General features: G+C 64.2%; 35 protein-coding genes. 1 reads left to right on the forward strand and 34 read right to left on the reverse strand.

The features are described 5' to 3' along the window. Positions 1–43 precede the first annotated feature (43 nt). From BUS42_RS01380 to BUS42_RS01540, 34 genes are all read right to left on the reverse strand, one after another. Positions 44–1,477, reverse strand: a complete 1,434-nt coding sequence (locus BUS42_RS01380) for a hypothetical protein (RefSeq protein WP_074304653.1) — start codon at positions 1,475–1,477, stop codon at positions 44–46. Positions 1,478–1,480: 3 nt separating this feature from the next. Then, positions 1,481–1,852 (reverse strand): hypothetical protein, encoded by a 372-nt coding sequence (locus BUS42_RS01385; protein WP_074304654.1) that lies wholly within the window; start codon positions 1,850–1,852, stop codon positions 1,481–1,483. 6 nt (positions 1,853–1,858) lie between these two features. Continuing rightward, a complete protein-coding gene (locus BUS42_RS01390; RefSeq protein ID WP_074304655.1) occupies positions 1,859–2,689 on the reverse strand; it encodes a hypothetical protein in 831 nt (276 codons plus the stop codon). A 4-nt stretch (positions 2,690–2,693) separates the two neighbouring features. Next, positions 2,694–3,569 (reverse strand): hypothetical protein, encoded by an 876-nt coding sequence (locus BUS42_RS01395; protein ID WP_074304656.1) that lies wholly within the window; start codon positions 3,567–3,569, stop codon positions 2,694–2,696. Beyond that, the gene (locus BUS42_RS01400) at positions 3,559–4,170 is read right to left on the reverse strand and encodes a hypothetical protein (RefSeq protein WP_074304657.1); all 612 of its coding nucleotides are present in this window, start codon (positions 4,168–4,170) and stop codon (positions 3,559–3,561) included. Before BUS42_RS01400 ends, BUS42_RS01395 begins: the two co-directional genes overlap by 11 nt. A gap of 162 nt (positions 4,171–4,332) precedes the next feature. Continuing rightward, positions 4,333–4,725, reverse strand: a complete 393-nt coding sequence (locus tag BUS42_RS01405; RefSeq protein ID WP_074304658.1) for a hypothetical protein — start codon at positions 4,723–4,725, stop codon at positions 4,333–4,335. A gap of 52 nt (positions 4,726–4,777) precedes the next feature. Next, positions 4,778–5,296 carry a hypothetical protein gene (locus BUS42_RS01410; protein WP_074304659.1) on the reverse strand — a complete coding sequence of 173 codons (519 nt, stop codon included), beginning with the start codon at positions 5,294–5,296 and terminating at the stop codon, positions 4,778–4,780. 87 nt (positions 5,297–5,383) lie between these two features. After that, entirely contained in the window at positions 5,384–5,845 is a 462-nt protein-coding gene (locus tag BUS42_RS01415; protein ID WP_074304660.1) for a tail completion protein gp17, read from the reverse strand. Further along, a complete protein-coding gene (locus BUS42_RS01420) occupies positions 5,842–6,198 on the reverse strand; it encodes a hypothetical protein (protein ID WP_074304661.1) in 357 nt (118 codons plus the stop codon). The genes BUS42_RS01415 and BUS42_RS01420 overlap by 4 nt, the downstream gene beginning before the upstream one ends. 2 nt (positions 6,199–6,200) lie before the next feature. Beyond that, positions 6,201–7,205, reverse strand: coding sequence for a hypothetical protein (locus BUS42_RS01425; RefSeq protein ID WP_074304608.1), 1,005 nt, complete (start codon positions 7,203–7,205; stop codon positions 6,201–6,203). 6 nt (positions 7,206–7,211) lie between these two features. Continuing rightward, positions 7,212–7,868: a hypothetical protein gene (locus BUS42_RS01430; RefSeq protein ID WP_074304662.1), complete on the reverse strand. Its 657-nt coding sequence runs from the start codon at positions 7,866–7,868 to the stop codon at positions 7,212–7,214. Between the two features lie 34 nt (positions 7,869–7,902). After that, positions 7,903–8,136, reverse strand: a complete 234-nt coding sequence (locus BUS42_RS01435; protein WP_074304663.1) for a hypothetical protein — start codon at positions 8,134–8,136, stop codon at positions 7,903–7,905. 15 nt (positions 8,137–8,151) lie between these two features. Then, positions 8,152–9,843, reverse strand: a complete 1,692-nt coding sequence (locus tag BUS42_RS01440; RefSeq protein ID WP_074304664.1) for a hypothetical protein — start codon at positions 9,841–9,843, stop codon at positions 8,152–8,154. Next, positions 9,815–10,024, reverse strand: a complete 210-nt coding sequence (locus BUS42_RS01445) for a hypothetical protein (protein ID WP_074304665.1) — start codon at positions 10,022–10,024, stop codon at positions 9,815–9,817. The genes BUS42_RS01440 and BUS42_RS01445 overlap by 29 nt, the downstream gene beginning before the upstream one ends. Next, entirely contained in the window at positions 10,018–10,263 is a 246-nt protein-coding gene (locus tag BUS42_RS01450; RefSeq protein ID WP_074304666.1) for a hypothetical protein, read from the reverse strand. Before BUS42_RS01450 ends, BUS42_RS01445 begins: the two co-directional genes overlap by 7 nt. A gap of 51 nt (positions 10,264–10,314) precedes the next feature. Beyond that, positions 10,315–10,776, reverse strand: a complete 462-nt coding sequence (locus tag BUS42_RS01455; protein WP_074304667.1) for a hypothetical protein — start codon at positions 10,774–10,776, stop codon at positions 10,315–10,317. Between the two features lie 78 nt (positions 10,777–10,854). Continuing rightward, positions 10,855–12,222 (reverse strand): phage major capsid protein, encoded by a 1,368-nt coding sequence (locus BUS42_RS01460; protein WP_074310564.1) that lies wholly within the window; start codon positions 12,220–12,222, stop codon positions 10,855–10,857. 271 nt (positions 12,223–12,493) lie between these two features. After that, positions 12,494–13,777, reverse strand: coding sequence for an HK97 family phage prohead protease (locus tag BUS42_RS01465; RefSeq protein ID WP_159452149.1), 1,284 nt, complete (start codon positions 13,775–13,777; stop codon positions 12,494–12,496). Between the two features lie 74 nt (positions 13,778–13,851). After that, entirely contained in the window at positions 13,852–15,327 is a 1,476-nt protein-coding gene (locus BUS42_RS01470; RefSeq protein WP_143206210.1) for a phage portal protein, read from the reverse strand. A 406-nt stretch (positions 15,328–15,733) separates the two neighbouring features. Further along, on the reverse strand, positions 15,734–17,125 hold the full coding sequence (locus BUS42_RS01475; RefSeq protein WP_074304670.1) for a phage terminase large subunit: 1,392 nt from the start codon (positions 17,123–17,125) through the stop codon (positions 15,734–15,736). Positions 17,126–17,164: 39 nt separating this feature from the next. After that, on the reverse strand, positions 17,165–17,686 hold the full coding sequence (locus BUS42_RS01480; RefSeq protein ID WP_143206211.1) for a helix-turn-helix domain-containing protein: 522 nt from the start codon (positions 17,684–17,686) through the stop codon (positions 17,165–17,167). Between the two features lie 101 nt (positions 17,687–17,787). Continuing rightward, positions 17,788–18,027 carry a hypothetical protein gene (locus BUS42_RS01485; RefSeq protein WP_074304672.1) on the reverse strand — a complete coding sequence of 80 codons (240 nt, stop codon included), beginning with the start codon at positions 18,025–18,027 and terminating at the stop codon, positions 17,788–17,790. A 25-nt stretch (positions 18,028–18,052) separates the two neighbouring features. Next, entirely contained in the window at positions 18,053–18,196 is a 144-nt protein-coding gene (locus tag BUS42_RS44055; RefSeq protein ID WP_173878231.1) for a hypothetical protein, read from the reverse strand. After that, positions 18,193–18,537, reverse strand: a complete 345-nt coding sequence (locus BUS42_RS01490; RefSeq protein ID WP_074304673.1) for a hypothetical protein — start codon at positions 18,535–18,537, stop codon at positions 18,193–18,195. The genes BUS42_RS44055 and BUS42_RS01490 overlap by 4 nt, the downstream gene beginning before the upstream one ends. Before the next feature lies 1 nt (position 18,538). After that, positions 18,539–18,763, reverse strand: coding sequence for a hypothetical protein (locus BUS42_RS01495; protein ID WP_074304674.1), 225 nt, complete (start codon positions 18,761–18,763; stop codon positions 18,539–18,541). Then, positions 18,760–18,972 carry a hypothetical protein gene (locus BUS42_RS01500; protein WP_074304675.1) on the reverse strand — a complete coding sequence of 71 codons (213 nt, stop codon included), beginning with the start codon at positions 18,970–18,972 and terminating at the stop codon, positions 18,760–18,762. The genes BUS42_RS01495 and BUS42_RS01500 overlap by 4 nt, the downstream gene beginning before the upstream one ends. Next, positions 18,969–19,421: a hypothetical protein gene (locus tag BUS42_RS01505; protein ID WP_074304676.1), complete on the reverse strand. Its 453-nt coding sequence runs from the start codon at positions 19,419–19,421 to the stop codon at positions 18,969–18,971. Before BUS42_RS01505 ends, BUS42_RS01500 begins: the two co-directional genes overlap by 4 nt. Before the next feature lie 52 nt (positions 19,422–19,473). Beyond that, positions 19,474–20,358 carry a hypothetical protein gene (locus BUS42_RS01510; RefSeq protein ID WP_074304677.1) on the reverse strand — a complete coding sequence of 295 codons (885 nt, stop codon included), beginning with the start codon at positions 20,356–20,358 and terminating at the stop codon, positions 19,474–19,476. Further along, positions 20,355–20,681, reverse strand: a complete 327-nt coding sequence (locus tag BUS42_RS41670; protein ID WP_083670018.1) for a hypothetical protein — start codon at positions 20,679–20,681, stop codon at positions 20,355–20,357. Before BUS42_RS41670 ends, BUS42_RS01510 begins: the two co-directional genes overlap by 4 nt. Positions 20,682–20,884: 203 nt before the next feature. Beyond that, positions 20,885–21,103 carry a hypothetical protein gene (locus BUS42_RS01520; protein ID WP_074304679.1) on the reverse strand — a complete coding sequence of 73 codons (219 nt, stop codon included), beginning with the start codon at positions 21,101–21,103 and terminating at the stop codon, positions 20,885–20,887. Between the two features lie 13 nt (positions 21,104–21,116). Continuing rightward, complete coding sequence (locus BUS42_RS01525) at positions 21,117–21,350, reverse strand: hypothetical protein (RefSeq protein ID WP_074304680.1); 234 nt, start codon at positions 21,348–21,350, stop codon at positions 21,117–21,119. 331 nt (positions 21,351–21,681) lie between these two features. Next, complete coding sequence (locus BUS42_RS01530; RefSeq protein ID WP_074304681.1) at positions 21,682–22,155, reverse strand: hypothetical protein; 474 nt, start codon at positions 22,153–22,155, stop codon at positions 21,682–21,684. Next, on the reverse strand, positions 22,142–22,417 hold the full coding sequence (locus BUS42_RS01535; RefSeq protein WP_074304682.1) for a hypothetical protein: 276 nt from the start codon (positions 22,415–22,417) through the stop codon (positions 22,142–22,144). Before BUS42_RS01535 ends, BUS42_RS01530 begins: the two co-directional genes overlap by 14 nt. Positions 22,418–22,846: 429 nt before the next feature. Beyond that, positions 22,847–24,160, reverse strand: a complete 1,314-nt coding sequence (locus BUS42_RS01540) for a nucleotide disphospho-sugar-binding domain-containing protein (RefSeq protein WP_074304683.1) — start codon at positions 24,158–24,160, stop codon at positions 22,847–22,849. Positions 24,161–24,591: 431 nt separating this feature from the next. On the opposite strand from BUS42_RS01540, the gene BUS42_RS01545 reads away from it, so the two are divergent. Then, positions 24,592–24,873 (forward strand): hypothetical protein, encoded by a 282-nt coding sequence (locus tag BUS42_RS01545; RefSeq protein ID WP_074304684.1) that lies wholly within the window; start codon positions 24,592–24,594, stop codon positions 24,871–24,873. Positions 24,874–25,222: the final 349 nt, after the last annotated feature.

A 25,222-nucleotide genomic window follows, 5' to 3' on the forward strand; every position in this document is an offset into this window, starting at 1 on the left:
TTTGCAGCAATCCGAGGACAATCGAGACACTCTTTTGCGAGTTTCAACATCCAGCTCCGATCGAATCGGCGTTGAGAGGGATTGACGACTGGTAGCAGGCCACAACCGCAGAGGAGTGGTATGACTGAAGCGGCCAACTTACGTCGTAGCCAAAATTGTTGATGTCGCCAAAAAAAACTTCAGTGATCATGACACAGACCTGCCCTGTATAAAATGCTCCGTCAAATGTTGTCGTGATCGACCCCGTTCCCAAGATCGTGCCGTCGTCGTCGTTGGTGACGGTGATGCTCCCTGTGCAACCCGGGGCGTTGGTGCGAGCTTCAAAGCAAACCGATGTGATCGAAGTGACGGTGACATTCGTGGTCGAGCACGCCATGACCTCGAAAGCCAGAGTTCGCGTTGCCCCTGACGGGTACGTGATCGTGGCGGTGTAGGATCCGTGGCCGACTCGAAGGCATAGCTGGCCGTTCGCGTCGCCCGTTCCTGTGGCCACTCCTGTGCCGGTGGTTGAGACCGTTGCGCCGGGGACAAAAATCGTCCCGGATGAGGTGCAGCGGAGGAATGTGAAGCAGACCGTTCCCAGTGAATCGCTCGGAAAGGTCACGGACACGTGGTTGTCTTGGTTGCAGACGGCGTTGATTGTCGCGGTGCGATCGGTGGCTCCGGGGACTTGGACGGTTACGCCATAATTGCCCGCGGAGGGGATTTCGAGGCAGCACTGGCCTTTCACGGTGGCCGAGGCTGCCGCGCCCGTGCCTGGGCCAGCGCCTGGGAAGGTGATGGTTGCTGAGGTGTAGTGGGAGCCGCCGTCGGTCAACACAAGGTTGGTGATCTGGCCACCGACGACGTCGAAGGTGCCGGCGGCACCGCTGCCGTCGCCGCTGATGCCGAGGGGGTAGCCGGTTCCGTTGGTGTAACCGGATCCCGAGTGGGAGAGAGTCAGCCCGGTGAGGGTCCCGGAGGTGAGGCCGGTGGCGACGAGGTTCGGGGGATCGGCCGAGTCGTGGATGGTGACCGTGGCGCCGTAGACGGGGGTCGCGGGTGAGCATCCGTCGCTGTCGATCGTGACGCAGATCCGGCCGTTCTCACACGTCGGCGTTCCAAAACCGACCCACTGGAACCGCCAATCGCCGGCGGCGGTCCAGGTGATCGGCACGACCTTGCCGGCCAGGCCCGGCTTGTCGTTGAGCTCGTAGACGTTGGTCGTTCCGCGGTCGCCGTTGGCCATGACCTCCCAGGTGCCGGCGGCGGCGTCGCGGACTTCCTGGAAGGAGTAGGGGGAGGTTGAACCCGAGAGGAGGGCCCAGGTCGGTTGGGGCATGGCCATGGCCAGGCATTTGCCGGTCGGGCTGGACCAGAGGCGGAGGTAGCGGCCGGCCACGGCAAGGTTGGCGAACCGCTCGAGCTTCGCGGCGATCGCGTTGAACAGGTCGGCTTCGATCGGGGCGCCGGGCTTGACGTGTTGGAGTTTGGCCATGGGTCAGCAGGTCCCCGCGAGGAAGCGCCAGTCGCCCGACGCCGATCGCCAGAGCTGGATATACGTGTTCGTCGCGACGGACGTGTTGCCTTCGACCTCGTAAGCGACATCCGTCAGCGTGCCCGCCGTCCAGGTCCCGCCGGAGTCGGGGAACTGCTCGGTGAATGGGTACGTCCCGCTTGCGAGCGGGCCCGTGACCTTGCCCCAGATGGGCTCGGAGGTCACGGCGTCGAGCACGTAGCCGTCCGGGTCTGCGATCATGTTCAGGCTTCCGCCCTGGCCGACGGAGAGGTTGCACTGGTTGGCGGCGTCGATCAGCCGGTTGAAGTCGGTGTCGGTGATCGGGTCGCCCGGCTTGACGCGCGGGAGTTTCACGATGGGTTACCCTCGATAGGCCGACGGGATCAGGCTCGACAGGTCGGACCGCAGGAGGATGGCGGCCCCGTTGTAGCGGGCCTGCTGGGGGCCGTCGACGCCGTTGGGGTCGAACACTTCGTCCCAGCGGAGGATCGGGCGGTAGGCGAAGACGTAAGTTAATGACTGGGTGTAGGTGGCGTCCGTGCTCGCCTCGGTGTGGCTCTTGCACCCGTTGAACATCAGGTAGCCCGGGGCGACTCCCAGGAAGGTCGCGTCGTTGAGCGGCTGCTGCATGGCCGTGAGAATCTGCGCGGCGGGCAGATACGGCACTTGATGCAACTGGATCGTCATGACCGCCTGGGCGATCGGGAACGCGTAGGGCAGATCCTTCAGCTTGTGCCCGTTGGCCAGCGTGACCGCCGACTTCTCGATGGTGACGAACTCGCGGCCGAAGTCGATCTCCTGGGTCGCGTAGACATAGGGGGCGGTGGGGTCGAGCGAGATGTCGGGATTGGGCAGGTAGTTGAACTGAGGGACGTTGTAGTTGACCGTGATCACGGCCTGCGCGAACTGAATTTGCAACGGACCCTGCGTGGCCTTGCCCTTGCCCTCGATGGAAATCTCGCGAGCGAACATGTTGTTGCTCTCGGGATAGCGCGCGGGTGTGGTGAAGGTGGTGGTGCCGCCGACGCCTCCCGAGTGGGTGACGAGCCCGAGGAGGCCGTTCGCCACGGCGTAGCGGTCGGCCCAGTTGCAGAGGAACTTTTTGGTCGCGACCGGCCCCTCGCGGTGGATGCCCTCGTCGAAGCCTTCACGGAGCTCCTGACAGACGATTCCGTTGATGGTCGTCGCCATGCGATCAAGTCCTCCCCCGCGCGAATCGGGCGACGTCGCCCTGTCTGTTCCGGTCCATGACCGCCTTCGTGAGCCCGTCGAGCTTTTTGTTCGTGTTCTTCTGCTCGTCGAGTTGCCTGGCCGCGATCTTGTCCTGCTCGGTCGGCTTCGAGAAGCCGGCCACCAGCATCCTGTCAAGGTATTGCTTGCTGGAGATGACTTTGGAGTCAATCGTGTGCATGGCTGTTGCCGTTGATGCTGATGGCTGCTCCGACTGTGAATTTGGGTTTGGGGTCGGCTCGATCGCTTCGTTGGGCCGTTCCGCTCGCGCCTCGGTGTCGAGGGACCTCATGGGGCTGGCTCGCCCTTTGACGTTGTTGTCGACCCATGCCGATAGCTTGTCCGTCACTCGAGTCGTGAAATCGTCGAGATCATGGGACGAGACTCCCGCCTTGGCCAGGGCCGTTTCGACGCTCAATCGAAGGGCATTCGCTCCGCGCTCGGCTGCTCTGAGGATCGTGTTGTATCCGGACGATTCGAGAGCGTTCGCGAGTCGGCTCGCCTCGCGGTCGGCGGCGCCTTGATCCTGCAAGCCGAGCTGCATCAAGGTCGGGCCGTCCCGGCGTGCCGTCGAATTCACGACTGGCGGGTGGGTGACCGCCGTCTCCGTCTCCGTCTTGGCCGCCGCGAGGGCTGATTTCAGCCGCTCGATCTGGACGCGGAGGCGTTCGCACTCGTGGGCGTATTCCGTGATCTTGAGTTTGCCTTGTTCATGGGCGGTGCCGAGGCTTGTGAGGTTGGTCTCGAGGGCGAGGATTTCCTGGTTCGCTTCGTCAACGCCCTTGGCCCCGGCTTCGTGAATGGCGCGGGCGAGGGCGATTACGCTGGGATCAACAAGCATCGGAGGCAGCTCCTGTCACGAGGAATTCCGGTCCTGGCGCGGCCTCCCAGAGAGCCTGCACATCGCTCGGTGACAGTAGCGCTTCGGCGCCTGACTCACCGCGGCTGACAAGGTTGTCAAGCTGATCGAGCGTGATCGCGCTCACTCCTTCGTAGGCGTCCGCCCGATGGTCCGTGAGCGACTCGAAGATCTCGCCCCAATTCACCTCGGCCAGATCCTTCGGGGGGCGATCGCCGCCGGTCCGACCGTGGGCAAGCCCGCGCCGGAATGCGGTCGAGTGGAGTTGTGCTTCGTCTTCGACCGTCATCGTGGCCGCAAGCGATCTCGCCTGGTCTCGCGTCAGGCTGGGTTGGCAGGACAGGAGCGACAGGTGGAGGATCACGGCCAAGCCATCGGTCGTTGCCAGGGCGAGCCTGGATGCCTCACTCGAGAACAAGGGCGGCCCCACGCGATTGTTTTTGTCGTCGTCATCTTGCGGGAGTCGGTCCTCGAGCCAGGCCAAGATCTCACCGAGCTGACCGAGAGTGAGCGTGCGGGCCCGGTAGGCCGTCCCGTCGAGTACGATGATTCGCGGAGCGTTGGTGACGTTGGGCAAATTCATTGGGATATCTCAAATCTTAATTGCATTTGCATTTAGTCCCTGGGGCCGCGGGCGTCTCGCCTGCGGTCTCAGGGGGGGAGGGGGAGCCAACTTTCTTGACCTGTACCCGGGTTCGTTTCGGCATCGGTTGGGGCGGCGTCACCTTGGCCACGGGACTGGTTTTTAGCTCACTGGGTAGGTGATGGCGCTCGAGCTCTTGACATTCACGGTCACGGCGACGGCTCCGGCCTTGGGGCCGCTCTTGAACGCGAACTTGTAGCAGAGGACTGTGGCGGAGAAGTCATCGGTGCCGTCGGGCTTCAGGTGGACGACGGCGAAGGTCCGCGGTTTGAGCTGCTGGGGGGCGACCGTCGGCTTGTTGCTGGTGTCATAAATAAACGTGATTGTGCCTTCGAATCGCTCGACGCCGTCGAGCACGACCTGGGAACCGCCTGCACCGGTGTGAGTGATGTCATCGGCGTCCACTTCCCAATCGAGGTTGAAGTCGGTGACGGCGAAATCGGTCGCGCCGATCAGGAACTTGCCTTTGTATCCGTGGATGAACGTATTGGGCATCAGAGATTGCCTCAGTGGGGGCGTCGGGTTGTCGCATCATGGGGACGGACGGTCAGGAGACGGCGGTACAACCCGCAATGAGCAGGTTGATCGTGACGTTGTTGCTGCCCGGGTCGAGCTTGAGCGTCTTGCTCGTGCCGCTCGTGACTGCACCGACCCCGGCGCCGACCGACGTCGGATCGGTGAAGTAGCGAATCGACCCGGCGAACACGGTGTCAGTGCCGGTGGCGCCCCAGATCGGTGCCCAGGGGTTCGCGGCTGCCGCCCCAACGATGACGTTGAAGGCACTCGTGGTGGTCACGACCTGGACGACCAACTCTCGCACACGTGCGAAGTTGACCGACGCTCCTGAGAGATCGGTAAGGGCCGTGAGGTCGAGCGTTTGCGGAGTGCTCGCCACCAACGCGATCTGTTTGGCGTAGATCAGGTCGACCTGGCCCGCCCCAGTCCCATTGGCGTACTGGGTGGTCAGCGCGATCGACGCGGGCAAGGTCTGGGTGGTGACGAGACCAGACGTGACCGTCTGGTTGAAGCCTGTGACAAGCTGTACGGTTCCAGTGACGACGGCCATGAGGCCACCTCATCGTTTGGAGGTCGGTGTGGATTGGCGGAAGAGAAAGAGCAAGACGGCTTGATGCGAAAAATGGGAAAGGCCGACTCAGATGGGCCGAGCACGATTCACCATGAAATCGAATACGATCACGCGAGCGTAGGCGGCCGGATGGTCGGCGCTGACGTGCTCGATCGGGACGGAAAACGGGGTACGAGCCCGAAGGTTCATGAGTAAGCCATCGTCGAAAACGAGCGGCGCGTCGTTCAGGGTCTCCGCCACGAGCCGACCCAGATCGCGCGTTCTTTTCTTCTCGGCCGACACCACCGTGAAGCGGATCTGCCCGGTCTCGATCGACGGGGCGACACTTTCGGTGACTGTCATGTAGATCAGATCGCTGCCGGTTTCCTCGTAGACGGCCCACGGTAAGCCAACGCCCCGACGCGCCTCGTCGGCCCAGAACTTGGTGGTCGTGGGCGAAGCCGTGTTCTCCGCGAAGGCCGCCACGACGCTGGGGCTGGCCCGGAGCCACGCGATCATCGCGGCGGGCAGGTCGGGGGCTGAACTCATGTTCGTTCCTCGCAGGAGACCACGAAGGCCGCCCCCCGTCCCGCCTGGTCGGCGTTGCCGTGGACGAAAAGGTGGTGGTTCACGCCGACGTCATCGGCCCAGACGATCTTGTCGTCGGCGACGAGGGAATAGTTGTCGCGGAACAAAACGTTCCACCGAGTTTTCTGGATCAGTCGGGCCGTGTCGTTGTCCAGGAACCGCTCGGGTTCGGCGGGCTGGACCGAGCAGGGAACGTCGGTGGCGAAGGCCGCGCCGTAGGAGTTGGCGTCGACGCCCGCGTCCTCGTCTTGGGTCGGGGAGAAGCGAAAGAGCGCGACGCGGTTCGGAAGGCAGCGAGCGGAAGGGGAACGCACACTTAAACGCTCCAGTCTTTGTAGTAGCCAAGCACGCTCGTCGCCCAGTCCGGGAGGCTCGTCATGGCGTCCTTGGCCGTCCATGAATACTTGTCGGCGGTCTCGCTCTTGAGCGAGGGATCGCCATCGAGTCGGGCAAAGATCCCCTTGACGACCTCCGCGCAAACCTGCTGCAAGTTCTCGGGGATCGTGGCCCACCCGGCCTGATACGTGACCTGGTACTGACCCGAGCACCCACTTCCGCCATCGCCTCCGGCGCCCTCCCATGAGGCTCCGGAGGGGGCGCCGAACGCAGCGCCGAAGCCATTTCCTCCCCAGCCGTGGCACCGCAGGATTCCGGTGGCACGGTCGATGTCGTAGCGGGTTGCCGACGTCGTGAACAGGTCGAGCACCGCCCCATTGCCGAGGGCGTTCTTGGGCTCGCGAACCCCCACGAGACTCGCCGAGGGGTAGCACTCATAGCTCGACTGAATCCGAGCGTTCCAGCCGGCGCCGAGGGTGTTGATCGCCGTGGCCAGAGCTCCCAGCGTGACGTACGAGGTGAAGCTGAGCGTGGTCCTGGTCGTGACCCCGCTCGCGGTTCGGCTCAGGCTCAGGCCGGTGTAGGCGAGGTCGAGATACTCGACGTCGCCGGTCAGAGTGAACGCGACGCTCGCAAACTGGTTCGTGGCCGGGTCGGAGTTGGTGACCGTCAAAACGGACGATCGTCCCGTCGTGACGCTCGCGACCGACTGCACCGGGAAGGCGGACAGTTTGGCCGAGTCGGATTCGCCCCGGTCCTGCCGACCCCCCTCGGGCGTCACGATCTCGGTGTAGGTCGCGAGGCCGAACTTCCGGCTGCAATACCGGATGATCTCACGCGAGGCGGCGGTAATCAGGTTTCCCAGGATCGCGGCTTGCGCCGTGGTGAGCGTGACACCGCCGGCCAACAGGACGTTGGTCGCGTCGGGGACGGTGATCAGATCAACCGGATCGGGGTTCGTAATCGGTGTCGGGACTGCGGGCATGGGCGCTTAGCTCACACTGAGGTCGATGACGAGCAGTTCATAGCCGTCCGCCTTGAACGTGATCTTGTAGTCTTCCGGGTCGAGGTCGATGTTGTTGGCCCAGGCGCCGGTGTCGAGAGTGAGGGTCTGCCCCCGGATCGTGGCCGCGTTCGGGTTGGACGCGTACTCCGACGCGAGGTAGGCGCGCACCAAGGCCCCCCCGATCCCCTGCCCACCGACCGTTTGGTAGCTGAGGTTGCCGGCGGTCGGATAGTCCTGATTCACCGTGACGGAGCCGGTGCCGATGGGGCCGTAACCGTTGGGCGCGGGACTGGGCAGGTCGGCGACCGTGATTCCGTCCGTGACCTTGGAGGTTCCCCCGAACGTGGTCCCGTCCCAGTAGCCGTCGCCTTGACCGATCGCTACGTCGCCCAGTGCGGCGGAACCGCCGGCCCGGAGGTAAATCGACCACGAGTAGTTGCCCGGCGGCGAGGCGGTCGGGAACTGGCAGACGTAGCGGCCGCTGCCGGCGGGCGTCTCCGTGACAAGGGTCGCATAGGTGGCCCAATCCGCATTAACGAATGCGACGTAGGCGGTGCCATTCCAAACGCCGCCGCCACCTTCAATCTGGGCGTAGAGATTTGCGCCCGTGGGGTAGCGGAGACGAAGGGTTGTGTCGGACATCGAGTTTCGCCTTAGTTGATGGGCTGGAGAGTTTTCATGTCACGATATGGTCGATCGTGATACCGTCAGTCGCGACCCCGCGCGGGAACCAGAGGGACGACGTTTCCCCAAGCTCAATCTGATCGCCGAGCTGGAAACGTGCAGGGACAGGGCCGAACCAAAGCGAACGGATCGTGATGGCGGCGCCCTCGCGAGTCCCCGGCTCGCTGATGACGAGGCGGGTTTGATCACCTTGAACGGCGATCCCTTGGACGATCATGAGCGGCATGCTTTGTCCTTATGCTCAGTTGTTCGCAACGACGTACCAGTTGCTCACCCCGTCGGACTGGATCGTCGCATACTTCCACTGGCTCGCCAGAGCGTAGGTTGCCGCCCCGTCGATGAGATTGGCACCCGCCCTGGTCAGGGTGACCGCGTTGGCGGACGCGTCGGTCTTCTTGACCGTGAAGAGCCGTCCCGCGGGGACCGCGTTGGCCGCGGGCAGGGTGACCGCAAACGCACCGCCGGTCGCGTTCCCAAGGATCGTGCTGTCGGAGGTCGTCAACGTGTAGGCGGTCGTCTTGGCAGTCGCGTTGATGCCCGAGGCGAACCCCCCTGGTACCTTGAAACTGAACGCGCCGCTCGAGGTCCAGGCTCTCGGGTCGTTTCCGCCTGCGTTCATCAGTTCCACAAGCCCCGACGCCGGGGTGTACCGCAAGCCGCAATGGCCCACCCCGTTGCCGGCGAGCAGGATCCCGGTCGGACCGACCCCGCCCACCGACAAGCACTGGCCCGACGCGCCGGCCGCGAATATCGAGGCTTGCCCGTAGATCCCCACCGACGCATTGGGGCTGTCGAGATTGAGATAGAGGTTGTTCGTGCTCGACCCGGCCGACCCGGCGTTGATCACCAGGAAGTTGTCCGTGCCGCCGGTTCCCGAGCGAATTCGCGGTCCTGCCCCCGAACCATAAGCCCCGTAGTACACGTTGTTGGGAAACACCGTGCCGCGACCGTCGGAGTCGATCTCGACACGGTCCGAACTATTGAGGCCGATCAGCCGGAAAACGCGGATCCCGTTCGATTCGACCGCGGCCAGATAGCCGGGACTCATCACGATATTTTGGGTCAATTTGGCGAGCGGAACGCCGAGACCGACCTTGTTATCGTTCTGGAACCGGAACTCGCCCGTCCCGACACCGAGGAACGCGTGAAAGATGTTGTTGCCGGTAACAATCGTCTGGAGTGACGAGGCCGCGCCCGCGCTTGCGGTTCCGGTCCAGTAAGCCCCGATCATCGTGAGGCCGACGGAATTCCGCGTCGGATTCCCAATGGTCGCAGCTTGGACCGAGTACAACCGGAAAAACTGCCCGGCGTTGAGCCCGAACACGATATCGGCAGCGGTCCCAGTCACGGCGAGAGGGCCGTTCGTGCCCTGGTTCTGGATAAAGACGCTGCCGCTGTTATCGCCATTGATCGACTGAATCGAGAGGAGCGGGAAAGATGCGTCTCGCCCATACCAAACCGCCGTCCCGAGTCGATACTCAAGATAGAGGAGGTGAGTATTCTGATCGATATAATAGACGATCGGTCGGTAGTTGGCAGTCCCATCAAACGATTCGTAATTGTAGTGGGCTTCCCAGAGGCCGCCGGGTGGCGCTCCATTCACGAATCGGCTTTCCTCGTTCCAGGTCATCGAGGGTTGGCCGGGGCCGTTGTCGCCGGGGAGGATCCCGCGCGCACGCACGCAGTCGGGGATGGGGGAGCCGGGGAAGACCGTGGGAGCCCAAGTCTCGGACCAGACCGACGGCGAATCGGGATGGTCGATCTTTCTCGCGGCTTGGTATCCGCTCGACACCGTGTTGGTGAGGCATCCGTTGAGATAACTCAAGGTGGGGTCAAACAGGGGGACCGCGCCTGGGCCTCGGGACACAGGGAGGGAGCCCGAAGCGCTGGAAGCGAGCGCGGCATCACTGATGTTGACGGTGACGATTGGCATGCGATTGACCCTCGGGATTGGCGTGCCTTCGCTCGCACCGGCAGCCCACGACCCGTTGGTGCGCCTTGCCGTAAACGTGGACGACTTCGAGTCGACCCGCCTCGCGGCAGAACGGACAGACGGACGGGGCCGCGTGGGGCGAGGGGCGAGCGATCAGCTTGGTGGCGTAGGTGGTCAGCATGGTGGGTTGCCGTCCCAGGCGTGCTCGAGGACCTGCTTGCGGAGTTCCGTCAGTTCGCGATGAATGGCCGCCTGGCGGAAGGCGATCTTGTCGGCTCGATCGGCGTTGTCGGCGTGCTCGGCCTGGAGCTTGCGGGCCTGGGCGGTGAGGTTGGCGATGGCCTCGGAACGATGAGGCGGAAGGCCGGGTGAGGCGACCCCTTTCGGGGTCGACGGCGCGGACTTGGCTTGGGGAGGCATGGTGAGACCTCGTGAGGAAGCCGGGGAGGTTGGCCCGCCCCGGCCGGTGAATTAACGCCAGAGGCTGACGATCTGGGCGACCTGAGTTGCGTCACTGTCGCTGGCCGGCTCGAACCGGGTGAGTTCGCCGAGCACGACGACCGCGGAGTTGGCGGCGGCCGTGCCGGGGAGCAGGCTGCCCTTGATGAACCCGTAGTTCAGGCCCAAGGCCGAGACTTTCTCGGCGGTGATTCCGACGACCGCGTATTTGTTGTCGTCGGTTGCCTTGACGAGGGTCGTGATCGAGGTGTTCGGGATCGCGGTGTAGGTGCCCGCGGCGGTCGCGCTGCCCTTGACCTGGAAGTCCAGGGTTCCCGACGCACCGAGCGTGCCTGAGTCGATAATGAACAGGACCTGGCGAAACTTCGCGAGGTCGACTGCGCCGGTGAGCTTCTCGGCGGCGGATTGGCTGGCCGAGTGGATCCCATCGGCGGCGACCGCCACCGCTTCCGTGAAGAGCTGAGTGTAAGACATGCGAGAATCGATCCCCGGGTGTATGGAGTCTGGTCAGAGGGAAGCCAGGGCGAGGCGTCGGCCTCGCCCTGGTGGTGATCAGGTGGTCGACGAGGAGAGGATCACGAACGGGCTGGTCTTCGTGGTGCCGTCCTGCTGGGTGAACGGGGCATCGATCTGGGCCTGGCCGTCGACCCGCTCGATGATCCGGTAGGTGATCTGGTTGGTGTTGAACGCGTACTGATCCGACGCCGCGATCTCGAGCGACCCGGTGTCGGCCGTGATGTACTTGGAGAAGTCGGCCAAGAGGACGTCACCGGTCGTCCCGAGGGCGGGGAGCTTCTCGGTGAAGAGGACGGGGCGGCCGAAGAGGAGCAGTTGCCCCATCGCGAGCTTGGCCTCGTTGTAGCCGGTGCCGACGTTCGGGATGTAGGTCACCCGGCCGCTGGCATCGACCAGTTGGACGAGCTGGCTGAACAGGTTGTTGGTCATCACCCAGACCGACTTGGGCCGCGACTGCGGGGTCATCGCTCCCATCACGTTGGCGGCGTCGGCGAGCTGGAACTTGTTCGCCGCAGCGCGAGTCGCATAGGTGATCGTCGCGGGTGAGTTCAGCACCCCCTTGGGCTTGGCGACGCCGTCACCCGCGAGGAAGGCGAAGTCTTCGGCGAAGGCGATCGCGCCGGAGAACAACGACTTGAGCTCGGCGTCCAGCGAGATGAACGAGTCGGAAAGCAGGAACCGACTGATCTTCGTGAGCCCCTGGAGCTCGTTCGTGACGATGTGGACCTGCTTGAAGGTGGGCTCGGTCGGCGTGCCGGGCTGGGCCTCGCCACTCCAGGTCATTTTGACGCCGCCGTAGTAGGCCGACTGCTGCGAGCCCTGCGTTCCCGAGGGAACGAAGGTCTGATTGAGCATGGGATAATACGCTTCCCGCGCCGGCAACTTCTTGTTGTTCGAGTAGGGCCGGACGATCGACTCTTCCTGAGCGAGCTGAAGCAGCTCCTTGCCGTAGTCGGGAGCGACGGTGTAGCCCCCCGTGGTCCCCGACCCCTCCGCCAGGTCCTTCTTGTCGAACACCCGGAACGAAGAGCCGTAGACCTTTTCGAGGTGCTCCTGGGCCTCACGCTGGCGGCCCGGATAGGTGTTGTGGCACTGGGCGATCGTGATCCACTTGACCTGGTCGGCCAGGCACTTCCGGCGGTCCGCCTCCGACTCGCCGGGTCGGATGTCGGCGCCGGCCGGGTGCTGGCCGGCGTACGCCTTGGTGCTGACCTCCGCGGCGCCGGCCGCGAACCCTTGCGCCACGGCCGTCTTGATCGTGTCGGCCAGGCTGAGGATCGGATCGTCTTCCGGAGCCTTCTCGGCGATGCCGATCTCGATCAGCCGCTTGCCGGTCGGCTCTTCCACGGGCACAACGGCCCCCTTGCGGTGCTCGTCGTAATTCTTGAGAAACTTGATGCGCATCGGGATTGGACCCTTGAAGGGTTGTTGTTGTTCTTGTAAGTCACGGGAAAACAACCAGGGCGAGGGCCGGACAGCTCCGAACGCACCGGTCCCGTCCATCTCCGTGGATGGCTCGTCCGGATCGATCGGTCTTCTCAGCGTGCTCTATCGAAGATCCCCTTGGCCCGCAGTGAGGCCCTGGGAGGGATCGCAAGAGGGAGTTGGCGAGGCGAATGTTTGCCGCCCAATGAATATGGGACGGCAACGAATCAGGGGAAGGGACGATCGAGACTCAGACGAACCCGGCGGCCCGCTCGGCTTCTTCGCGGGCGATCCTGCGAAATCCGTCGGGGCTGAGCATCTCATTGAGCTTGGCGATCAACTCGGCACGGACCTCCTGATCGGACTGGACCACGACCTGGGGGAGCGGGTTGTCCTCTGGACCCGCAAGAGTCGGTTGGGATCTCGACGGCGTCGTTGCCCGTTTGGCGGCCGTCTTGATTGGCGACGGCGGTCGCATCGGCTCGGCCAGCTTCGTCAGGTGAACGAGTCGCGCGGCGATGTAGTCGTGGGTCGGCAGATGGCCGTCGCCCATCGGTTTGTAGCACTGGATCCGGGCCGCCGGATCGTCGGCCGTGCCGAGCATGTCCTCCGCCACATCGGGCACGTGCCCCCGGGTCGAGAAGCTCTCGATGCGACCGCCTCCGTTGTAATGGGGGGCCTTGACCTGAACGTGGTCGAACCGTTGAAACGAGCCCACTTCGGTTTCGACCTCGTCGCCGTTCGGGGCAGTGTCGGTCTCGGGGGCAACCGCCGTATGCTCCTCCTCGGCCTTGCCGATCTCGGCGTCCGGCGGGCCGGCCGAGGTCGTACCGCCCTCGGATGTGACACTCGACGTCTCCGGGTCGGCATTCGTTGGGGTGAACGTGTCGGGAGGATGAGCGAGATCGGCATCGGCATCGGACATACGGGCGGCCTTGGGTTGGGGCGAAAAGACGGGGCGGTGAACCCCTTTGTTCACGGCCGCGACGAGTGCCTGGGGGTTCATGGGAAGACTGCAGACGCTGTACTCCAGGAGGACGCAGCGGCGGATGACCCGCTCGGCCCCTTTCCAGTCGGGCCGGCGCACGAGCTCTTCCCGCGTCGGGGGACCCCACTCACCCGGCTTCAAATCCTCGGGAGGGCGAAAGCCGATCGAGATCCCCCGGAGCGAGCGGGACTTGATCTTGCGCCAGACCGCCTCGGTCTCCGGGTCGTCATCGAAAATGGTCTTGGCGTACAGCCCGTTGAACGCGCGGCTCTGCTTGATCTTGACCCACTCGCAGCGCCCGAGCGGCCATCGCCCGAAATCATGAAACGCGAGAACGCACGGGTTGCCCTCCTCCGGCGTCTTCCCCAGGAAGAAGGTCTTGTAGTCGACGCCCGACGACACCACGACGTCGCGTTCATGGTCGATGCAGTCGGTCGAGATCCAGGCGACCATCGAGCGTTCGCCGGGCGTGAAATGGGTTTCGACCGGCTCGAACACCTTACGGGTGAGCGTGAACAGAACCTCGGTCGATGTCTCAGTGGACATATCAGTCTCCGCGGTGGCGGTCGCAGTGTTCATGGTTCGTTTCCAGGAGGACGGCCGGCCCGGCCGTTGAGGATTCACCCCGGCGGTTTTCGCGTTCGTCCCGGCTTTTTCCGTCTCCGCGGGGAACGACTTCGGTTCTCGTTGCCGCCCTGGTCGAAATCGGCGTCCTCATCCCTCCAATCCGGCTTGGGTTCGGGATGAGCACGGGCTCCGGCCGCGGACGAGAGTGGCTGGAGCGAGGTGGGGATGAACGACGTATCGCCATCGTCCACGGCGTCGTAGCCGGCTTCGGTCAAGGCGACGTTGAGGGGGAGGCCCATGGCGATGTATTTGGCGTGGAGGTCGGCCTCGGCCAGCTTGTCTTCCGGCACGCAGTTGTCGAAGGCCCAGAACAGCTTGTGCCAGTTCCGTTTGCCGTCTTTGTCGAGGGCATGGGTCCATCGGGTGAGGGTGGAGGCGATCGTTTTACAGCGCGGGTCGACCGCGTTCCGGGCGTGCTGTTCCAGGCCTTCCCGGGCCACGGCCATGTTGCTCGACTCGTTGGTGACCATCGAGACCGGGACGCCGAAGCAGCCGCAGGTCCGCTCCAGGTCATACTTGCTGATCGCAACCGCGCCGAGATCGGCCGGAGCCCAGGAGACCGGCGTGACCGCCACGGCTCCGTCCACCACGAACGCCGCCCCCGATCGCCCGCCTCGCCCTTTGCGTTCCATATCTTCTTCGAGCCGTTTACGCTCGGCCGCGCCGAAGCTGCCTTTCGAGTCCTTGTGCGACACGATCACCGAGGGCCGCGGCCCGTTGCTCAGCAAGTCGTCCTGGATCGACACGAACGTGTCTTCGAGCCGTGCGTATTCGATCGCGGCCTGGGTGGGAGACATCCCGAGGCCGTACGGGTTCTTCATGGAAAGATGCTTGAAAATGAGCAAGTCGTCCGGCCGGTATCGGGTCGAGCCGAAGTCGTAGCCGCTCGGCACGAGCCCCCCGGTTTCCAGGGCCGGAGCGACCAGGTGGGGAGGGAGGGGCCAGAATTCGCGAGGGCAACCGAGGTGGAACTCGGTGGGCCACCAGAAGCCGGTGCCGACGACGTCCATGCTCATCACGGTGTAGTTGATGAGCTGCGATTGATCCATCGCCGGATTGACGTTCTGGATCAACCGGAGCAGGGGGAAGTCGCCGGTGATTTCTTCGACCTCCCCCGCGCCCGCCATCGCCTTGGCGGTGTGGGCGAGCGACTTGAGTCGGAGCCTGACCCCCTTGGAGACGCTGGTGGCGTCGCACCGGGTCGCCCGGTCTCCGCGAGTCGGGGAGATCCGGTAAAGCCGGAGCGGGACCCGTGAGACCGCGTCCGAGTTGAGCCGAACGCAGGTGAAAATCAGTGACTTGTAGGCCTCCGCCAACGCGGGCAGCGTGGGGGCGCGGCGGAACCGGAACGCGTCGGAGAAGACCGGGCCGCCGCCCCATCCATACGAGGTCCCGACCGAGGGCTGGGCCTTCTCGATCGAGCGCTCGGCGCGGAGCCATTCGGACATTTGACGGCTTAGGCGTGGCACGTGGGGGTGTTCCCGATCGAGGAGGGAGGATGAAGAGGCAAGCCAAGCGACGCGTTCTCCCAACTGACCCTGGTCTTCCTTTGAATGGCGTGCTTGCCCAGGGTGCCACGGGTTGTACTCAACCCGTGAGCCAAAAACATGGGCTTATGCTCACGGGTTGAGTGCAACCCGTGGCACCCAGCAGCCTTGGCATGGCCGCGGCCCCGTCGGGGAAGACGACGCAGAGCGTCGGGGACGGCATTCCCACGCAGAGCGTGGGAACGAGATTCCGGTATCCTTGCGACTGTCTCGAACCAAGGAGGGCCGCCGTTGCTTGGGCGGAAGGCCGGGGGCTGCCGATCGAGCCGACGGTCCTCGGCCGATCCACGACGACTGCGGTTGACGGCCTGGCCGCCAAGGAAGGTGTTCACCATCGGCCTCCTTCGTTCCACCAGATTGGGTTGTTGATATCCATGTGCGTTCGGTGGGCGTCCTCGGCCTCGCGTTGCTCACGTTCCTCACGGACGTGGCTGGGCTCGAGTGCGTGGATTCCGCGATCGACGGCCATGGCCGCGTAGCGAAGCGCGTCCATGGCATGGTCGTTCAATTTTTCAGGGGATTCTTTGTTTGCCTTGCCGTCAGGCGCCTTGGGCCACGAGTAGCTGTCGAACTCCTCGAGGATCGAGCAGGGCTTCTTCGCGTCGCTGAGGGCCGGATCGCGCTCGACCAGGCAGTTGCGAACGACGTAGAGTCGGGCTCGCCCGTCCCCGGCGTCCTTGAGTCGTTCCTGCACCCCCTCGATGCCGGGGTTGACCTCCTTGCGGGCCGCGATCGTCGCAATTCCGTTCTCCCGGAGCGTGGCCCGGTCTTCCGCGTCATGGTCGGCGACGCTGAACTCGTAGGTTTCTCCTTCCGAGAGTTCGTTGATCTGTTTCGCGTGCACTTTCACCGTGCGTTTGGTGTGATAGAGCTCGCGGTAGACGTACATGCGGCGGTCGTCGTCGATCGCGATCCAGAGGCAGACGAACGGGTTCGAGTAGCCGAAGTCGATCGCCCGGATCCGTCGCCACGAGGCCGGGATCACAAACGGGTCAACGATGTGGATTTGCCGATCCCACTCGTCGTACACGACCCCTTCGGCCTGGACCCACTTGCCGTGGCGGAGCCTCGGCTTGCGCGCTCCGGTCAGTCGGTCGAGCTTGCCGATATAGGTTCGGCCACTCTCCGTCCAGGCGTTCGCGTCTCGGTCCCAGAGGATCGGGTTATCTTCATGACGCGATTCGAGGATCGCCGTCGCGCCGCGGTCGACCCGGCGCTTCAACCAGTGGGTCGGGCGGTCGGGGTTGGTATCGGCGATGAGCTGCTGAAACGGCACAACCCCATTCCGGAGGCGGGTCGTCAGGCTCTCCCAGTCGTCCTCGAACAGCTCGATGGCTTCCTGGATGTAAATCAGGTCATACTCGGTGGACATCACCTTGCCGGGTCGGTCCAGGCCCCCGACGACGACGACGGATCCGTTCGGGTAGAGGTAAGATTGGCGGTGGCTCCTGCGCGAACCACTGGCGATGGGTGATTGCGCCGGGAGGACTTTCTCCTCCCAGGTCACCAACGCGGTTTCCGTCAGGCTCTCGCGCGTCTTGCGGACGATCAGGGCCCGAGCGCCCGGCCACCGCAGGCAGACCGCGTGGATTTTCTCGAGGCAGGCCCGCGACTTCCCCGTGCCCGCCGGTCCCGACAACAAGACTTCGTCGCGGTGGTCCGACCAGAGCGCGCGGGCCGCCCCGAAGGGTTCGTACGGTCGTTGATTGAGGGGGATCATGTGGGGTCGTGGTTGAACTTGGATACGGGTTATCGATCGTCAGAGGTCGTCGGGACCGACCGTCACATAAGCCTTTGTCAGTTGCCGGACCTCTTGCCTCTCGACCCACTGGCCGAGTTCCTGGGCCGCCTGCTTCTCGAGCTCGCGGAGTTCTTTGAGCAAGCCGGTGTCGACGGTATAGAGGTCGAGGACTTTCGCCTTTTCGCCGGCTCCGACCCCTTTGACGTTGTGGAGCAGCAGGCCGGTCGCGCCCCCGGGGACCTCCGCCATCTTCGGGTCGGCGGCTCGCTCCTCCATGATCCGCTGGAGTCGGTCCCAGCGATCGTTGAGGGCCCGAATCCGCCGCTCTCGACTGGCGAGACCACGCCGGCGGACCTCCTGGCGAAACTCCTCGAGGTGGCTTTCGATCGTCGCGGAAAACTCGGGGATCTGTTTCCAGCTCCAGATGGTTCGCCGGCAGACGCCCACCTCGGTCGCGATTTGAGCGTCCGTCAGGTTGCCTTCCGCAAGCCGGAGCGCGGCCGTTCGTCGTTCGTCGCTCCACTTGAACACAGCATTCACCGTTGTTCTCGGCAATGAAGGGGTTGCGAGCGGCTCAGGTTCGACCGAATGGAGGTCAGTTTCACGGTCCGTGCCGGGCGTGGTCGGACTTGATCCGGCACTCACGCCGACTCCTTCCGTCGCTCGACCTTGATGCGATGGAGCTCGTCCCTGTGCCGCCGCGCCTGGCGATCGTTGGCGTAGCCGCGGATCGCGCCGAGCAGTGAGGCGGCGCCGATCAGAATGGGTGGCACGAGCTGCCAGCTTGGCCCGTGCCGATAGAGCAGGTCGCCGACCCACCAGGCGGAGGCCGCCACGTTGCTGGCAAAGATCGACGTTTGTGCGGGAATATCGTGCGACATCGTGTGTGTCGGCTCCCCTTTTTTCTCAATGGGAACGGGATCGGTCACGGAGCCAGCGGTTCACCCGGAGCGTGTGTCCAGCCACGAACTGGCCCACGAGCCGGACGATCAGGCAGGCCACGAGAAAGGATGCGATCGCCGCGCAGAGGGTGGAGATTCCGTTGGTCATGGGTGGTGTTGACTCGACGGTTCGGGCAGGGGAAACTGAGGCATTTCGTCGTTGCGGGGGGTGACTGGTTTCGGCTCGCCCTGTTGCAGTCGCGAGAGCGCGTCGAGGAGCCCGGTGAACACGGCGGCCGCCAGCGGCACGACGACGTCGGTCAAGACCTCCTGCCGCTGGATCGTCGCGGCCATCGAAGCCCGGGTCACCGCGCCGACGATCACGGCCTTCGTGAGCGCCCGCACCGTCTCCTGCTTGGAGATTTCCCCGTGCACCGCGTTGGCGACCGGCCCAAGGAACCGGATCGCTCGCTCTACGGCGGTCTCGATTGCTGTCTTGATGGAGGCCATGTCACTCCCCCTTCGCATGCCCCCAGTTCGGTCCGTAGCGGTAGAGCAGGTAGGCGGCCACCGCGATCACGATGCAGGTGCGCGGGCGATCGATCACGCCCCAGAGCAAGAGCAGAATCCCGGTGAGCTCGGCGGCCGGCACGAGGAGGACTCGATGCAAGGCGGCGAACGCCTGAGCTTTCGCCAGAGTTGCCATGAATAGTTCGAGGAGAGTTCCAATGTTCATGGGAGTGCAAGTCCGCGAGGGTATCCGTGCGGGTTGAGTTCCAGGTCCGATCGTTGTGCGGTGTCCGGCCACTCCGTAGGCCGGTCCTGCTCCGTGGTCGCGAGCTCCGCGACGAGCAGATTGAGCTCGACGACCGGGACTTGACCCGTATCGCCGTGGAGTCGGCAGAGCAAGCGGAGCGCGGCGATGGTGCGGTGGACGGGGGTCATGGAACACCGGCCTGTCGAGCCACGGAAGGATGCACCCGGTGTCCTTTCGCCCTCGCATGCTCGGTCATCATTCCGACCAGTTGCGAGACCGAAAGCCCATCGAGGTACGAGAGGGCGCGATCGCAGCCGATCTGCGTCGCGTAGGGGATGGCCTTCACACCCGCCGGGTAGATCGTTCGTACCGCAAGCCGCGACACGACGTTCCCCGACGCCGCGACAACTCCTTCCTTGTTCTCGGTCGCGAGGGTCTGGAGCGCCGGGGCGAACTTCGCCGCAATGCGCTCGGCGACCGGGGAGACCGCGATCGGCTCGCGACCCAGATGTGGGGGTGAGGGTGGGTCGTGCCCGCGGTCGCGAGTCAGCCGCCAGACTCCGACGGCCAGGCCGAGCCAGGCGAAGACGGAGAGGAGGCCGAACAGGGTGAGGGCGTTGAGGATGACGGATTTCATCGGCGGCACCGCCTCTCGCCTGAGGCGACGCTTCTGAGAGATCGGCTGGGCATCAGATGAAGTCCTTGGTGGTCCATGCGGCGGGAAGAGGGCGGCGCTCGAAGCCGGGGAACTTCGAGAAGGCGAGCCAGTCACGCTGGCCCAGAATCGAGGCCATGGCGGTCTCATCGATCCAGAACGAGAAGTTCGGTTGGTCGTCGGTGAGCGGGCCGTCGGGAACGTTCGGCCCCCAGCTCTGGCAGAGCAGATATTCCCGCCGACCGCTGCGGCGACGGCGCCCCGCGCAGCATTGCTCGTGACCCCAACGCCCCGACTGCTGGCAACACCCGTTGGCGTCGCGGTGCATCGTGAACCCCTGAGAAAAGCCGCCGGCCGACGGATAGCCGTTGGCCAGCGCGGCGTCGAGCTCCTCAAGGGTTGCGATCAGGGCCGCCGAGCCCAGCTTGAACTCGGCCGCGGCCGTCTTGATCTCGGCGGGGACGCCGCGAGCTCCCCAGGACTTGGCCCGGTTGCCGTCATAGGGGCCCACCAGCTTGCGGGGCACGGCGCCATGCTCGACCAGGGCCTTGGCGACCGCCACGCCGTAACAGCCATCACCGCCGCCGAGCATTCCGGCGATCTCACGGCCAATCCCGTAGATCGCCTCGGTGCAGGTCTCGAGATACGTGATCGGTTCCTTGCCGATCGTGATCTCGACGCACTGGAGCAGGTCGACGGCGTGGCCGGAACCAAAACTTGTGCAGTCGCCGATGCGTTGGGCCACGTAAGGCGGGTAGTCGCCGAGCGCTTCTTTCCAGGCACGGTAGAGGTAAACATTCTCGTCGGCCCCCATCAGACGCGGGGCGACCTGAGACAACGGAGGCGCGAACGTCGCGGCCATCGGATGTCGGGCGGGGTCGTCGATCCAGCCGCCCATCGTGATCGGGTCGAAGCTCATTTAGCCTTCCTCAGCCCCTTGGCAAACCCGGTAAAGAGGCTGACCAGGGCGTTCCGCTTGGCGTTGTCGCTGATCTCGGTTCCGTCCGGCGCGAGGTCGCGGATCGCCTGGCCGGCGTGTGCGTCGAACGCGGCCTTGCGTCCTTGGTCGAAGGTGGCTTTCAAGATCGCGTCGGACTCGCCGATCGTCTTGCCGGACGCGAGAGCCTTGGCTCCCGCGTCGAACCCGTCCGCCAGCGTGCCCGCCAGGATTGGGGCGAACGAGCGGCCCAGGGCCACCGCGTCAGCCGACGGTTGCGGGGAGTCTCCCCGACCCGACAGCATCCATGCGAACAGCAATCCCGATCCAAGAGAGCATGCCGCGCACACGATAAGGATCACTGCAAACTTCAGGGCTTCACGTGATTTCGCGGGACTGACAGGAGTCGCCGAAACGGGAACCGAAGACGGAACAGGAGACGGGATGGGCTGAGTAGGACGTGGCAGGCTTGGCTCAAGTCCATCCAGAAAGTCAATCTCGTCGTCGCTCATGACGTCGCCTTGGGTGCCTGGATGATTCGGGGCTTGGTCCGGGTGAGCTTGCCGTTGTCGTTGGTGTAGACCTGCTTGGACGACACGTCGAACACCGCCTCCCCCGGCGCGATCGCTTCGCCCGTTTCGGGGTTGAGCAAGTCGGCGAGGGCCGCCTTGCCCGCCTCGTCGGCGGCGTGAACCGTCTCGAACTTCTGCGCGAGGGTTTGACCCACGGACGGCTCCTTGCTAGTCGTTGGGATGCGGATACGGGTGGCCGAGAAAGGGCATCGTCACCGTCTCGATCTGGTCGCCCACCCGCTTGATGACCGGGGGATGGTCGGCGGTGGTGGCGAACTCGACTCCGTCGGGCATCGCCGCGAACAAGGCGGCCTTGGCCGCGTCGTGCTTGGCCTGCGCGGCGATCAGATCGGACGCGGAGGCGGTGTAAGCTTCGTAGAGCGGCAGGAGCGGTTCGGGCATTCGTTTCGTGCCTTTCCTTTTGAATGAGTTCCGGAGGGCTCGAATGGGCCGCAATTCGGCGAGGAAGCGGGGGGAATGGGAACTCCCACGCCGGGTCGTCGAAGCCGAGCGTCACACCGAGTCGTCCGCCTTGGGACGCTCGTGGAAGGCTGCCGACCCAGGCGTGAGAGGACCGCGCCGGGGCGTGGCGCGGTGCGATACGCGGAGCCGTTGCGCTCGATGCGATCGAGAGCGAACTCGGGCTCTTGATTCGTGAGTTTGGGGAAAAATGAGGAGGAGGGACCCCGGCGACACGTTCTGGGAGGTGCCGCCGGGCGTCATCGGGCCGGGATCAATGAGCGTCGGCGGCGGCCTTCTTCGGTCGCCCCTTGGCGTCGAGCTCGATCGACCAATCCGGCTCCTGGCCGATCGCGATCAGCCAGTCGCGCCCGGCCTTGGCCCGGTTGGCGACGTCGGGATTTCGCGAGTCGATCCCGCTCTGGCTATAACCCATCCAGAGTCTCCTCCGTTGGGCTTCGGTCAGGATGGGCGACGCGTTGCGGAGCCGCTCGAGGTCGAGCCGGGCGTCCCGCTCCGCGCTCGCACGCTCACTTCGCGTTCGCTGGCTGAGCCGAGCGGCGAGAATTTGCGCTTCCCGCTTGGGGCTCATCGAGTCGCAACGGGCGCAGTAGCTCGCATCATCGCCGCGTTGAATTCCATTCTTGCAGACCGGGCATACCGCCGGCTTCAGGGCATCCCAGGCCCGACAGCCCAACAGGATGAGCTCGGGCTCGGGGAGATAAGTCTCTGCTTTAACCTGCGACATGAGCAAGTAGCCTCTCTTGGTCTTTCAGGGCTTCCTTGATGCCGTTTCGGACCGCCTTGGGCGTCACAGCCCAGAGGGCCGCGAGGTCGTTCGCGGTGTATTGGCGAATCCGGTTCTGACCGGGATCGAACAGCCCGGTCGTTGTCGCGTGCAACCAGAGTGCGTTGCGTCTCCTGCGGCCGTGAACGTTGGTCAAGCGAGGAGCGCGGCGGGGGCAGGGGGTTGCAAAAACGCCGTCTCCCGCCGCGGTTTGGAACATCATTGTCGTGCGTCCTCATCCTCGAGGCTCAAACTCGTCACATTTAACTGCGTCTTGATCTGTGCCTCACTTTCTATGGGCTCGATCCGGGAAGCTGTCGTCGTGTTGTTGACACAACCCTTTGTGGGGTAGGCGGATGAAAATTCCAGTCGAGGGAATAAGCAGTGGCCATTGATGCGAAAGCTTCCCGAGAAAGAGGAAATCTCGTCGTCTCTCTCCTAAGATAATACGGTACGGGTGTACACGCAACTTGCCGGGGCAAGGCGTTCGACATCTCGGGACGTTGCACCCGATGGTGGGTGGGCAAGGACCTTAAAAGCAGGCCGACGTTTTCGAGAGGCGAGAATAAGAGAGGGGAGGGGGAGGAGATGGGGGGGATGGAGGCTTGGGACGTTCGAGGACGCCAACGGCGTCAGGACGCGACCCCGGCCTTCATGAGGTTGCCGCCAGGGCTTCCAGAGCGGCGAGTTCCGATTCGTAAGGCGCGTGATTGCGGGCGTTTGTCGCCATGGCCTCACAGCGCTGGCTCATGGCTTCGTCGGCGAGCACTTCATCAATGAGCCGCCCGATCGATTCCGCCGTGGCCCTTCGGAAATCGCCGCGCAGGCCAAGACCGTGGTAAACGACGCGGGCGGCGTTGCCGAACTGGTCGAATCCGAGCGGGAACGCGATCATCGGTACGCCTCGAGCGGCACATTCCATCAAGGAGTGTAAGCCGCAATGGGTAATCATGAGTTTGGCATGGTTGAGCATTTGCAGTTGAGGCAAGCGTTCGCGGACGATCGCGCCTGGCGCGTTCACCTCGAGAACGTCCTGCTGCTCAAGGGCACCTCCGGTGGCCAGTGCGAGTTGGAGGTGCGGGCGTGCGGCGAAGGCGTCGATCACGGCTTGGAGGAAGGCGCGACGACGAGGGGCCGGCACGAAGGAAAGGAATTGGGTCCCCATCGCGCAATAGACGAGCGGCCGCGAGCGGTCGATCGGATCGGACGGGACGTCGGGTTCGGCCCGATCGGCGTCAAAACACCAACCGAGCCAGTGACTCTCGGCGCGCGGCTCGAAGTCGAACTCCAACTCTCGAGGCGCGAGGAAGAACTCGGGCAGTGAGAGTTTGGGGGCGAGGAAGCAGTCCCAGTGGACCGGGTGGCCGGCTCCTGTTTTGGGGGGAGCAAGTTGGCGCACCAGTTGAGGCAGATTGACGTCGAGCCCCAGCACGATGTCAATCTGCCGGAACGCGTTTCGTTTGGTGAGGAATTGGGTCCAGGCCCAGCGGACCGCCCACCCGCTCCAGAATCCGGGGCGCGGGACCAGTCCGACCCGCATTGGGGGCGACGCCGGGCCTCGATACGAATAGAACAAGGGCGTCACATAAGCACATCGCAATCCCCGACGCAACGCGACCAGGGGAGCCACAACCAGGGTGGGGACGTCGGAGTAGCTCAGCACCAGGTCGGGGTCGATCCGATCGAAGGCCTGGTCGATCTCGTTGTCCCGGGAGGCCAGCATCCGGTTGAGGATCGACCGGTAAACGCGCGTGAGCCGGCGTCCTTCTCGGAGCTTGGCAAACCACGAGAGCGCTGCGATGGAACGCAACTCCGCGGCGAACGATCCGGACGGAAAGAGCCCCGCCAGTACGGGCCTGAACTCGATCTCCTCGGCTCGGACCATTTCCTCGACGTCCGGCGTGCTGATAATCCAGACGGCATGCCCGCGCTGGCGCAGCCGCTTCGCCAGAGCGATCGCACTCATGATCACGCTCGGCGTGGGAAAGACGCAAATTGCGATAGTCGCCAAAACCGGACTCCTCGGAACAATGGGTTGTTTCTTGCTGGCAACGTTCTCTTACTCAAGCATACCAATCCGCGCAAAGCCTGTCTTCGGAGCGAGGATTCGCCTTCCGCGGCCCGCCCTCGCTTGAGGCTGTGCCGGATGACCAGATCAAAGCGATTCGCCCGACCAAGAATGATGAAGAAACGGTGTTCGAGGGGAATCCAGAGGGGTCTCCCGGCCGAACAATAAAGGCGATGTGCCCTCAAGTTGGGCCGTCGATTCGCCGAAATTCCCCAAAAGTCGGTTGACATGCGATCAGTTGATCGGGTAGATCTACGCAGCGGGTCGCGCCCCCTGGAGGAGCGTGCCTCGCGCTGTGAGTCTCCCGGCAGGAGCCAGGAAACATCCAGATGAACACGATGAAGGACATCGTTATGATCCCGAGCTTGGGTGCCGAGCCGGAACTGGTCGCCGCGGTTGAAGCCTGGACGCCGAGCGGGCAGGCGCGCCCGGCCGTGGCGCTCGAGCCACGGATCGAAGGCGTGCGGGTCAAGTTGACCTACCTGGGGGTGGAGAGCGGAGTGCTCTTCGCCTGGGGGGGCTGGGGGACTCGGAACTCGGTCCAGGCGACCCTGGACCGCCTTTACGACGTGCTCTCCTGGCGCGTGGTTAGCCCCCGGCACGGGAGTTGACCTGACCTGAATTGGGTCGCGGAGCAAGGTCGGTGAATCCCAACGGCCGGGCCGGCCGTCGTCCTGGAGAGGGCCCGGCCGTTGGTTCATTCGCATTTTTTGTCGAACCGTCATAAAAATAGACTTCCCGATACCTGTGTGTTAGTCTGGCTTTTGGAGCGGATGCGCTTGAGGATTTTGATGGGGACGGGTCCTCCTGGTGCCTGACGGACGCCTGGCCCTGAATCCTTCCCGACACCGCGGGGTTTACCCCGCATCGTTCGGCTCTAAAATTCCAGAAGATTTGAGACGATTGAGCGTTCCTCGCAATCGACCTCGGTCTTGTTAGGGATCGGTCGCATTGCCAACG

It is taken from the genome of Singulisphaera sp. GP187 (assembly GCF_900129635.1).
In the GTDB taxonomy this organism is placed as follows: domain Bacteria; phylum Planctomycetota; class Planctomycetia; order Isosphaerales; family Isosphaeraceae; genus Singulisphaera.